Raw genomic sequence first — 11324 nt, 5'->3', positions numbered from 1 at the left:
GGACGTACTTGCGGCGTGTCCCGCGATGGTGGGCGGGCAAGGGCCCTGCAGCCAAGCCGCAGACCGCAGGCTTCGGCTTATCCACATTACCTAGTCTCGGACAAGGACGCCTGGCGTTGCCGCATCAAGCAACAACGCCAGCCGTCTCATACCCGCGAAGTAGGTGTGCCCGCCGCGCTCAGCTTGCGAAATCCAACCGCGCATTCACCCAAGCCGCCACGATGGCGGCGGCGACCTGATCGGCCTGTTTCGCAGGCAGGCGCTTCTCGCGCATCAGCCACGCTGCCGTATCGGCACGCACCTTCGGCAGCAACGCGCGCACGGCCTTGCGTTGCGCCGCCGGCCACTCGCTGTCTTCCCCGCTCCAGGCCGCAATCGCCTTGTCCGGATCGTCGCCGTAGCTCTTGCGCAGTGCAGGCGTCAGATACAACAACGGCGACACCGACGCGCGTAGCGCGATGATTTTCCACTCGGCGTAACTGGCGTAGCGAATGGTGCCGGCATCCTTGCTCAATGCCTCGATCAACCCGGCAAAGCCCGCATCCAGCTGCTTCCAGCTGGCCAATGCAAACAGACCGCCCGGCGGCTTGCAGATCGGCGCAAACCCGTCGCGTGTCGACCCATACAGCGAGCCAAATGCGTCGTATGCCGGCTCACCCACCGCAGCGAAGATGAAGCAATGCACGTAAGGACGCTGATCGCTGTCGTCGCGCTCGATCCACAAGCGTAGCAACGTCAAGACGCGTTCTGGTGCCTGCATGGCAGGCATGCCATCCACATCGTCGAGCAACGAGGCCGCAAACGTGTCGACCTTGCGCAATGCCTTGCGCGCACTCTCGAACCGCGCATTGGCCAGCGCCGCATCCACCCCCGCCGCAGGCACGAACTGATGCAAGTAAGCCAGCCACGCCGAGGCCAGCGGCGTGTCGTAGCCCTGCAACTGGCGCGCCGCGTCGGCAGGCGCCGTGGGAATGCTGGCAATGATGCGATCCAGTGCCTGTTGCTGCGCAGTCAGCGCCTTGGCCAGCACATCGGCTCTGGCCTTCAATGAGCGCTGCAGGCAGTCGTCCAGCTTGGCGTCCTGCGCGCAGGCATTGCGCTGCCGCAGCCACGCCCGTTGCTGATCGCGCACGCTCGCCACCGAACTGCGCGGCGTGGTCTCCACCAGCGCCCGATAGGACTCGTCCAGCTGATCGTCCAGATCACCGAGCGCCGGCACCGCACACAGCCGTTTTTCGACCGCAGTGCTCGCCTGCTTGCAATCGAACGAGGCCGCCCAGGCACCGCTTGCACCCAGCAACAGGGCACCACCAACCACTATCCGCACCGCGGCCGAGCGATAGTTCATTGCAACGCCTCCTTGCGTGCAGGCAGCAGCGACAGCAGCAACAACGTCACCGCCAGCGCGACATAGGCGCCGACGAACTGCCAGCTGATCACCCGCGCCAGGCCTTGCAGCGACCACGGTAGATAGATGCCGCCGCGCGGGTCCACCGAATGGATCAGGCCGAACAACGTCAGGCCAGCGGCCACCAACAAAAACACCGCGCCACGTCGCAGCCGGCCGTCGATCATCGCCGCCACGGCTGCGATCCACAGCATCGCGGTGATGATGAAACCATTGCCCAGCGCGAAGATCACCGCCAACTCCGGCAAGCCGTGACCATCGAGTTTGGTGGTGAGTGCGACCAGTTGCTCCGGCGGGATCCAGCCAGGCGCCTTGATGGTCAGCAGGTACGCCACCGAAGGCAGAAAGCCCAACACCATCGCGCCCGCGTGATGCCTGGGCGTGGCCTGAAACGCTTGCGTGGTGATGTCGATCGACACGTACACGATGATCGGTGCCAGCACCGCCAGCGGCACCCATTGCACCAGCCCGCTGATCACACCCAGCATGCCGCCGATGCCGACGAACAACCCGGTCAGCAACGTATAGCCCGAACGCGCGCCCATATGCTTGTACGCAGGCTGGCCGATGTACGGCGTGGTCTGCGCCACGCCGCCGCACACGCCTGCGACCAGGGTGGCGAAGGCTTCCACCAACAGAATGTCGCGGGTGCGGTAGTCATCGCCCGCAGCGCGTGCGCTCTCGCTGACATTAATGCCACCCACCACCATCAACAGACCGAACGGCAGCAGCAACGGCAGGTACGCCACCGTGGCCGGCAGTCCTTCGATAAAGCCCAGGTTCGGCAGCGGCAACACGATCTTGGGCGTCGCCCAGTCCGGCACGGCAAAACCCGGCGCACCCAGTCCGGCCAGTCCCAGCCCGTAATACAACGCGGTGCCGATGACGAAGGCGACCAGCACACCCGGCAACTTGGTCGGCAACCGGCCCTTGGCCAGCAGCACGTACAACAGCAGGCCCAAGGTGACAAAGCCGGCCACTGGCGAACGCAGCGTTTCCAGCAGCGGCAGCAAGCCCATCAGCACCAACGCAATGCCCGCGATCGAACCGAGCAGCGCCGCCCGCGGCAGCGCGCGCGTGACCGCCTCGCCAGCAAACGACAGCACCAGCTTGAGCAGGCCCATCACCACCAGCGAGGCCATGCCGAGTTTCCAGGTGGCAATGGCGGCCGCCTGCGGGTCCAACCCCTGCGCCTTGAAGCCGACGAACGCCGGGCCGAGCACCAGCAGCGCCATGCCGATGCTGGTGGGCGCATCCAGGCCCAGCGGCATCGCGGTGACGTCGTCGCGTCCGCTGCGTGCGGCCAGCCGCCGCGCCATCAAGGTGTAGAGCAAATTGCCAACCAGCACGCCGAACGCGGTGCCAGGAAACATGCGTTCGAATATCACGTCAGCGGGAAACTGGAATATCCCGATGAGCGCCATCGCGATGAAGCCAAGGATGGAGAGATTGTCGACGACCAGGCCGAAGAAGCCATTGAGGTCGCCGGCGACGAACCAGCGCGGCGATGCCGCAGTACGCGAGGAAGAGGCCGACATGGGAGCCAGGAAGCGTGGGGATCGCCCGATGGTAGCCGCTGCCCCGCATGCGCGACAGCGGCGCGATGGATCAGAGCGTGTCGTTGCGCTGGTCGATGCAAGGGTGCGCCCGTCCGGCGCTTGCCGGCACGCTGCCGCCCATAAGCGCTACTGCGTCCGCTCCTGCATCGCTGCAGCGACCTCGATCCAGCCGACGCTGTCGCTGCGGCCGGCACTGCGATAGCGCACCTGCACGCGCGTGGCATCAGCGCTGACATCCAGCGCGTCGGCCCGATCGCCCTGCACCAGATAGCGCTTGGTGCTGGTCGAATTAGGCGTGGCGTACAGCGGCAGGCGCGCCACCTGCACACGCAGCTGCACCGGCATCGGTGCCTCCAGCGTCGTGCCGATCTCGCTTGAAACCTTCGCCCCGCGCGCGTCATAACGCGGCCACACCGAGAGCGGCATGCCATCGTCGGTGCCTGGATCCAGCAAGGTCTGGATGTCGGGCGAGGCGATCGGCTGCTGCGTCCTGGCCACATACAGCCGCCCATCGGCGGCGTAGCGATAGACGTCGGCGTACCACATCGGCCCGCTGCGGCAGGAGCTCGTCAAGCTGCGCTGCTGCTTGTCGGGCGTCAGATTGAAGAAACCTTCGCATTGCACCGCCGGGCGCGTGGGCACGGTCAGTGCACGAAAGCGGCGTTGCGCCGGATCGAACACAAACACCAGCACCGCCTCGTTGACCTGGCCGAGCATTGCCGACACCGCAAGATCTGGGTGCCCATCGAAGTTGTAGTCGTCGCTGTCCACGCCCGTGCCGCCTTCGCCGTCGTCCACGTTCGCGTCGAACCATTGCTCCTTGCCGCCTGGGCTAAACACCACCTGCAGGCGTGCGCCGACCAGTGTGGCGGTGGCACGCGTGTGCGCGTCGATCTGCACCTGCACGCTGGTGTCGCGTGCCAAGGACGCGAACGACAGCCCGCCAAGCGCGGCGAATAACAGCGCGCGCGCAGCCCTCACACGCATTCGGCGCAGAGATTCAAGGCGCATGGTCAGCAGACTCAGAACGACACCTCAACCGCCTGCCGCGACCACAGCACCGACTGGTGACCGGTGGCCTGCTTCCAGGCCAGGCGGATCGCCTCGATATCGTTGCGCCGCTGCGGGGTGTCCTCGTGCAGGATCACCAGCACCTTGGTGCCCAGCCGGTTCGGCTCCTTGGCGCCGCGGAACAGCCACTGGCCGTAGGCGTCGAACACGGTCAGCCCATCCGGGAAGCGCGGCGTCACTTCCTTGTCCAGGAACGCGCGCCACTGGGTCTCGTCGATGGTGCGGGTTTGCGGGCGATCGGCCGGGCCGGTTTCCTCGCCCACGCCAAAGTACAGCTCGCTGCGTACCCAGCCGCGGGCGGTCGCCGGCCGCGCCGCATCGCCTTGCAGGCTGGCAGTGGTCGAGCCCGGCGCGCCGCCGGGAGTGGTGGCACAGGCGGACAACGCCAACATGGCGGCAAGCAAGCAGGACGGCAGCAACTTCATCGACTTCTCCACAACGGATATTTTTACAACGCGTATTGGGCAGGCTCATGCAGGCCGGGCATCAGCTGATGCCGGCGTGCGCGCACTGTGCCATCTCGCACGCGTCTGAACAACGCGATAACATCTCTCTATCCGGATGAATGTGGACGATCCGAACCCCTTTGCGCCCCTGCCCGGCCGGATGCCGACCGCGCGGCGCGTTTGCAGTTGCAGTCGCAGGAGAGAGAAATGACCCGCCCCACCCTTTCGGCTATCGGCATGGCCGTGGCAGCCGTGTTGAGCGCCAACGCACAGGCCCAGCAGGCCGCCCCCGGCGCCCCCACGCTGGACACGGTGATCGTCACCGGCACCCGTGCCAGCGACCGCACCGTACTGGAATCGACCGTGCCGGTGGACGTGCTCACCGCCGAAGACATCCGCAAGGCCGGCGTGGTCAATGGCGAGCTAGGCAGCGCGCTGCAGGCGTTGCTGCCCTCGTTCAACTTCCCGCGCCAGTCCAACTCCGGCGGCGCCGATCACATCCGCGCTGCGCAGCTGCGCGGGCTCTCGCCCGATCAGGTGCTGGTGCTGGTCAACGGCAAGCGCCGGCATACCTCGGCGCTGGTCAATACCGACAGCAAGATCGGCAAGGGCACCACGCCGGTGGATTTCAATTCCATCCCGATCAATGCGATCAAGCGCATCGAAGTGCTACGCGACGGTGCCGGTGCGCAATACGGCTCGGACGCGATCGCCGGCGTCATCAACGTGATCCTGGACGACAACCCCGAGCGCGGCGAGCTGGAAGCCAGCTTCGGCGCCTACAACACCGATGTGGAGCCGATCAATCGCCGCGTCACCGATGGCCAGACCAGCTACGCCAGCGCCAAGGTCGGCAGCCTGCTCGGCGATGACGGCGGCTTTTTCAAGGTGGGCCTGGAGCTGAAGAATCGCGAGGCCACCAACCGCGCCGGCTTCGACCAGATTCCCTCGTTCGAAGAACAGACCCCAGCCAATCTGGCGCTGGCCGGCCAGCGCAATTACGTGCTCGGCGACGGCGCCACCAAAGGCCTGAACGCCTGGCTCAACACCAAAATTCCCTTCAGCGCCAACGGCGAGTTCTACGCCTTCGGCACCTACAACCAGCGCGACACCGAAGGCGCCAATTATTTCCGCTACCCGGATGGCAGCGCCAACTGGCGCGAGATCTACCCCAACGGCTACCGCCCGATTTCCGAAGGCGAGAATCGCGATCTGCAGATCGTCGCCGGCGCCCGTGGGCAATTGGGCAACTGGGACTACGACGCCAGCGTCAACTACGGCCGCAACGACTTCACCTACCGGTTGCGCAACTCGCTCAATGCCTCGCTCGGCCCCGGCAGCACCACCCGCTTCAAGACCGGCGATTTCGCCTTCGCGCAGACCGTGGGCAATCTGGATCTTACCCGCGTGTTCGATGCCGCCGGCGCCACCCACACCTTCGGCACCGGTGCCGAATTCCGCCGCGAGCAATACCGCACCCACGCTGGCGACCCGGCCAGCTATGCGGCCGGCCCGTTCACCGATCGTCCCACCGGCTCGCAGGCCGGCGGCGGCCTCACCCCGCAGGACGAGGCCGATCTGTCCCGCAATGTGGCCAGCGCCTACGCCAACGTGTCGAGCCAGTTCGGCGACAAGTTCTCCACCGACCTGGCCGGCCGCTACGAGCATTACCAGGATTTCGGCAGCCAATGGACCGGCAAGCTGGCGGCGCGTTATGCGTTCGCACCGGCGTTCGCGCTGCGTGGCGCGATCTCCAACAACGTGCGTGCCCCCTCGCTCAGCCAGATCGGCTACGAGGCCACCTCCACCGGCTACGACGCCGCCGGTCGCCTGACCCAGGGCCGCCTGCTGTCGGTCAACAACCCGATCGCACGCGCGCTCGGCGCCACCGACCTGAAGCCGGAAAAGTCGCTCAATTACAGCCTGGGTTTCACCAGCAAGCTGGGCGATCACTTCGACCTGTCGCTGGACTTCTTCCAGATCGACATCGACGACCGCATCGCGCTGTCCGAAGACATCACCGGCGACACGCTGACCGACTTCGTGCAGCAGAACTTCGGCGTCACCGGCGTGCAGAGCGCCAGCTACTTCCTCAACGCCGCCGACACCCGCACCCGCGGCGCCGAGCTGGTCGGCAACTGGCGCCAGTACGCCTTCGGCGGCGACCTGCTGCTGACCGGCACCTACAGCTACGCCAAGACCGAATTGAAAAACGTCATCGGCACCCCGGCGCAGCTGCTGGCACTGAACCCGGACTACGTGCTGTTCGGGGTGGAAGAGAGCAACACGCTCACCGATGCCGCGCCACGCACACGCGCGGCCCTGGCAGCCAACTGGAACAACGAGCACTGGAACCTGCAGACGCGCGTCAATCGCTACGGCAGCGCCACCCGCGTGTTCGATTTCGGCGGCGGCTTCGTGCCACGCCAGACCTACGGCGCCGAGTGGCAGCTGGATCTGGAAGCCGAGTACCACCTGGGGACGCAGTGGACGCTGGCGATCGGCGGCCAGAACATCCTGGACAACTACTCGGACCGCTCCATCGACGACATCGCCTACTTCGGCAACCTGCCCTACGACGTGCTCTCGCCGATCGGCAGCAATGGCGCGTATTGGTATGGGCGGGTGCGGTATAGCTTCTGAGCAACAGCGCAGAGCTTAAAACCTCTCTTCCTCAGATAGGCTGCTTTAGCCCCTCTCCTACGGGAGAGGGGTTGGGGTGAGGGTACGGAGCGAAGCCCTCGTGGCGTTCCAACTGCACGAGGCTTCGCTCGTACCCTCATCCGCCCCTGCGGGGCACCTTCTCCCGAGGGGAGAAGGGACCGCACCCGCTACTGCATAACCTGAATATCACACCGCTTTGCGCACACTAGCGTGATGGCAGACGTGTATTCCCCCCTTCCGTTGCCGCCATTGCTGGACGATGCCTGCGCATTGTTTCTGGACGTGGACGGTACCCTCATCGACTTTGCCGACAGCCCCGAGGCTGTGCGGCTCTTGCCCGAGGTCCGCGAGGCCATCGGGCGTTTGAGCGATCGCCTCAATGGTGCAGTCGCACTGGTCAGCGGGCGACCGCTATCGCAACTGGACGCCTTGTTCGCGCCGCTGCTGCTCCCGGCTGCCGGCCTGCACGGCCATGAGCTACGCAGCGATATCGCCGCACGCGCCGCGATGCCGCAAGACACCTCCGAATGGCTGCACGGCTTGCATCAGCGCGCCGCCGCACTCACGCATCAACACCCCGGCGTGCTGGTCGAAGACAAAGGCGTCAGCGTTGCGCTGCATTGGCGCGCACAGCCGCTCGCCGGCCCAGATGTGCTGGCCTTCGCGCAACAGGAAATCGCACAACTTTCCGGCTATCGCCTGCAGCCTGGCGACCACGTCGTGGAATTCGTTCCCGAAGGCAGCAACAAGGGCCTGGCGGTCGAACAACTGATGCAGCACGGCGCATTCGCCGGCCGCACACCGGTGTTCGTCGGCGACGACCTCACCGATGAATTCGGCTTCGAAGCTGCCAATCGCCTCGGCGGCTGGAGCGTGCTGGTCGGCGATCGCGCGCAGACCAGCGCGCGCTTCCGCGTCGCTGGCACTGCCGATGTGCATGCGTGGTTGCAACGCAACGCGCGCCCAGCCTGAGAGCCGCGCGCCTTCCCCTCTTCTCTTCAAAAAGGATCGTTCGCACTCCATGACCGAGCCAAACCTGGATCTGGGCGTCATCGGCAACTGCAGTTTCGGTGCATTGGTCGATCGGCAGGCACGTGTGGTGTGGAGTTGCCTGCCGGCTTTCGATGGCGACCCGGCGTTCTGTTCGCTGCTCTCGCCCAAGGGCGAAGGCGGCGACTTTGCCGTTGAGCTGGAGGACTTCGAAAGTAGCGAGCAGCATTACCTGCCCAACACCGCCGTGCTGCGCACCGTGTTGCGCGACATCCACGGCGGCGAAGTGGAAGTGATCGACTTCGCGCCGCGCTGGCGCAACAACGGGCGTTTCTATCGGCCGGTGAGCATCATCCGGCAAATCCGCCCGCTGGCTGGCAATCCACGCATCGTGGTGCGCGCACGCCCGTTGGCCGACTGGGGCGGCCGCACCCCGGAAACCACCTGGGGCAGCAATCACATCCGTTGGGTACTGCCGGAATTCACCCTGCGCCTGACCACCGATGTACCGGTGCGCTTCGTGCGCGATGGCTTGCCGTTCGTGCTCAGCCACCCGGTCAATCTGGTGTTGGGCGTGGACGAATCGCTCACCCGCTCGCTCACCGGTTACGTGCAGGAAGCGCAGGAACGCACCGAAGAATACTGGCGCGAATGGGTGCGCTATCTGTCGATTCCACTCGATTGGCAAGAGGCGGTGATCCGCAGCGCGATCACACTCAAGTTGTGCCAGTACGAAGACAGCGGCGCCATCATCGCGGCGATGACCACCTCGATTCCGGAAGCGCCCAATACCCCACGCAACTGGGACTACCGCTATTGCTGGCTGCGCGATGCCGCCTTCGTGGTGCGCGCGCTCAATCGCCTGGGCGCCACGCGCACGATGGAGCAATTCATCGGCTATATCTTCAACATCGCCACCAGCGATGGCACCTTGCAGCCGCTATACGGCATCGGTTTCGAATCGCAGCTGGAAGAGCACGAAGTCGACACCATGGACGGCTACCGCGGCATGGGCCCGGTGCGACGCGGCAACCTGGCCTGGATTCAAAAGCAGCACGATGTATATGGCAGCGTGGTGCTGGCTTCGACGCAGCTGTTCTTCGATCTGCGTCTGAAGGATCAGGGCGATGCGGATACTTTCCGTCGCCTGGAGCCGCTGGGCGAGCGCGCATTCGCGCTGCACAACGTCCCCGATGCCGGCCTGTGGGAATTCCGCGGCCGCGCCGAAGTGCATACCTACACCGCTGCAATGTGCTGGGCCGCCTGCGATCGCCTGTCCAAGATCGCCGACCGCCTGGTGCTGCCGGAGCGCAGCGTGTATTGGAGCGAACGTGCCGACAGCATTCGCGAGCGCGTGCTGACGGAAGCCTGGAGCGACGAACACGGCCATTTCACCGACACGCTCGGTGGTCACCGCCTGGATGCCTCGCTGTTGTTGCTGGCCGATATCGGCATCGTGGGCAACGACGACAGCCGCTTCGTGCGCACCGTGGAAGCCGTCGGTCGCGTGCTCAAGCATGGCGATGCGCTGTATCGCTACATCGCACCGGATGACTTCGGTGCGCCGGAAACCAGCTTCACCATCTGCACGTTCTGGTACATCGACGCGCTGGCCGCGATCGGTCGCAAGGACGAGGCACGTGAACTGTTCGAGCGCATTCTCTCGCGCCGCAATCACCTCGGCTTGCTGTCCGAGGATCTATCGTTTGAAGACGGCGAAGCCTGGGGGAATTTCCCCCAGACCTATTCGCATGTGGGTTTGATCATTGCAGCAATGCGCTTGTCGCGGAGCTGGCAGGAGGCGTCATGAGTCGTTTGGTGGTGGTATCCAACCGCGTTGCAGTGCCCGGCGAAAACCGTGCGGGCGGCCTGGCGGTTGGCTTGTTGGCCGCGCTCAAGGAGCGTGGTGGGGTGTGGTTCGGCTGGAGCGGCAAGACCGTGCGCGGCGACAGCGGCGGCATGCATGAGCAGACCGATGGCGACATCAAGTTCGTCACCATGGACCTCAACAAACGCGACATCGATTCGTACTACAACGGCTTCGCCAATCGCACCCTGTGGCCGCTGCTGCACTTCCGCCTGGACCTGGTCGATTACGACCGCGCCACGCGCGAAGGCTACATGCGCGTCAATCGGCTGTTCGCGGAAAAACTGGCGCCGTTGCTGAAAGACAGCGACACGCTGTGGATCCACGATTACCACATGATTCCGCTGGGCGCGATGCTGCGCGAGCTGGGTGTGGGCTGCAAGATGGGCTTCTTCCTGCACGTGCCGATGCCCTCGGCCGACCTGATGCAGGCCATGCCCGATCACGCGCGTTTGTTCAGCACCTTCTATGCGTACGACCTGGTCGGCTTTCAGACCCAGCGCGACGCGGAGCGCTTCAAGGCGTACGTGCGTCTGTTCGGCGGTGGGCGCATTCTCGAAGGCGACATCGTCGAGGGCCCTGGCGGGCGCCGTTTCAGCGCCGCCTCCTTCCCGATCGGCATCGATACCGAGTTGATCGCCAACCAGGCAAAGGCCTCGGTTGGCAAGCAGGCGGTGCGTGATCTGCGCGAAAGTCTGCGCGGCCGTCAGCTGGCGATCGGTGTCGATCGTCTGGATTATTCCAAAGGCCTGCCGGAACGCTTCCAGGGATTCGAGCGCTATCTGGAGCGCTATCCGGAGCAATCCGGCAGCCTGACCTATCTGCAGATCGCGCCGGTGTCGCGCGGCGACGTCAACGAGTATCGCCAGTTGCGCGGGCAGCTGGAGCAGATCGCAGGCCACATCAACGGTGGCCATGCAGAGCCGGATTGGACGCCGCTGCGCTACGTCAATCAGAACTTCAGCCATGCCACGTTGACCGGTTTCTATCGCGCCGCTTCGGTGGGGTTGGTCACGCCGTTGCGCGATGGCATGAATCTGGTCGCCAAGGAATTCGTGGCGGCGCAGGATCCGGAAAATCCGGGCGTGCTGGTGCTGTCGCTGTTGGCCGGCGCAGCCGATGAAATGAAAGAAGCGCTGCTGGTCAATCCGCACGATCTGGATGGCGTAGCCGATGCGATTGCGACTGCGGCGAGCATGCCGTTGGCCACGCGCATCGAGCGCTGGCGGGCAATGATGGATCACCTGCGCAAGAACAACATCAATCACTGGCGCCAGCGGTATTTGCAGGCACTGGCCGATATTTGAATCTGGCTTCCC

8 protein-coding genes are annotated in these 11324 nt (G+C 65.0%); 4 read left to right on the top strand and 4 right to left on the bottom strand.

All coding sequences use genetic code 11. The features are described 5' to 3' along the window. Nucleotides 1–178: 178 nt before the first annotated feature. From AC1KVG_RS20355 to AC1KVG_RS20340, 4 genes are all read right to left on the bottom strand, one after another. Nucleotides 179–1348, bottom strand: a complete 1170-nt coding sequence (locus AC1KVG_RS20355) for a lysozyme inhibitor LprI family protein (protein ID WP_481095603.1) — start codon at nt 1346–1348, stop codon at nt 179–181. Next, nucleotides 1345–2946 carry a hypothetical protein gene (locus AC1KVG_RS20350; RefSeq protein WP_481095602.1) on the bottom strand — a complete coding sequence of 534 codons (1602 nt, stop codon included), beginning with the start codon at nt 2944–2946 and terminating at the stop codon, nt 1345–1347. The genes AC1KVG_RS20355 and AC1KVG_RS20350 overlap by 4 nt, the downstream gene beginning before the upstream one ends. 147 nt (nt 2947–3093) lie before the next feature. Then, nucleotides 3094–3978 carry an FG-GAP repeat protein gene (locus tag AC1KVG_RS20345; protein WP_481095601.1) on the bottom strand — a complete coding sequence of 295 codons (885 nt, stop codon included), beginning with the start codon at nt 3976–3978 and terminating at the stop codon, nt 3094–3096. An 11-nt stretch (nt 3979–3989) separates the two neighbouring features. Further along, complete coding sequence (locus tag AC1KVG_RS20340; protein WP_170118597.1) at nt 3990–4463, bottom strand: DUF3574 domain-containing protein; 474 nt, start codon at nt 4461–4463, stop codon at nt 3990–3992. 228 nt (nt 4464–4691) lie between these two features. Between AC1KVG_RS20340 and AC1KVG_RS20335 the strand changes: the two genes are divergently transcribed. The 4 genes from AC1KVG_RS20335 (at nt 4692) to otsA (ending at nt 11312) form a co-directional block, all read left to right on the top strand. Beyond that, a complete protein-coding gene (locus AC1KVG_RS20335; RefSeq protein WP_481095600.1) occupies nt 4692–7127 on the top strand; it encodes a TonB-dependent receptor plug domain-containing protein in 2436 nt (811 codons plus the stop codon). A 234-nt stretch (nt 7128–7361) separates the two neighbouring features. After that, entirely contained in the window at nt 7362–8120 is a 759-nt protein-coding gene (otsB, locus tag AC1KVG_RS20330) for a trehalose-phosphatase (protein ID WP_481095599.1), read from the top strand. Nucleotides 8121–8169: 49 nt separating this feature from the next. Then, nucleotides 8170–9948, top strand: a complete 1779-nt coding sequence (locus AC1KVG_RS20325; RefSeq protein WP_255085836.1) for a glycoside hydrolase family 15 protein — start codon at nt 8170–8172, stop codon at nt 9946–9948. After that, complete coding sequence (gene otsA, locus AC1KVG_RS20320) at nt 9945–11312, top strand: alpha,alpha-trehalose-phosphate synthase (UDP-forming) (RefSeq protein ID WP_023904889.1); 1368 nt, start codon at nt 9945–9947, stop codon at nt 11310–11312. Before AC1KVG_RS20325 ends, otsA begins: the two co-directional genes overlap by 4 nt. The last annotated feature ends 12 nt before the right edge of the window (nt 11313–11324 follow it).

The organism is Xanthomonas sp. NCPPB 3959 (assembly GCF_056675575.1).
Note: the sequence above shows the minus strand (reverse complement) of the source record. Positions and strands in the feature narration are given on the sequence as shown.